1 protein-coding gene is annotated in these 592 nt (G+C 49.2%); it reads right to left on the minus strand.

The window, feature by feature from the left end; genetic code table 11:
- Positions 1-318 (minus strand): phospholipase D-like domain-containing protein (locus tag FKP33_RS29010; protein WP_373423962.1); only part of this gene is annotated, 318 nt, incomplete at its 3' end.
- Positions 319-592: the final 274 nt, after the last annotated feature.

Below are 592 nucleotides of genomic sequence, written 5' to 3' on the forward strand. Positions count from 1 at the left end.
GGCTTCCTTTCCGTCGACGATGACGATCTTGCAATGATCCCGGTATGTCAAGTTGGATAGTACCCAGGGGAATCGCAAGGGAAAGAAGGTCCTGCATTCAATGCCTGCTTCCATCATCCGGCGAACCGTATGTTTGGGAAATGACCGGCTTCCCCAGCCATCCCTTATAAAACGAATGTTCACACCGGATAAAGCCCGGTCAATCAGCACATCTGTGATACGTTTACCGATATGGTCATTCCGGTATATGTAATATTCCAGATCGATTGACTTTTGTGCGGCCTGAATTGATTGAAGGAGTTTTCCGTAGGTTTCCATCCCGTTCGTGAGGATTTGGACGTAACCGGTTCGAAGGCCACTGACAGACAAAGGTTGCAAAGCCCGAGCGATAACAAAAGCGGAGTCACCACATGCTGGAGGAACGCTATCGGGTTATTGTGCGAAGAAACGAGCTTGTCCCGCCGCATTTGCACAGGATTCGTTACGAACAGGTAACAAACGAATCCGATAATCGGTAATACAAGTCCGACTGATATCCAAGTTAACGCTTTTGGCGGGGCGGCGCACCTCCCGAACCGCAATAATGATCAAT

Origin of the sequence: Paenibacillus sp. tmac-D7 (assembly GCF_006519665.1) — a bacterium.
Classification (GTDB): Bacteria; Bacillota; Bacilli; order Paenibacillales; family NBRC-103111; genus Paenibacillus_G; species Paenibacillus_G validus.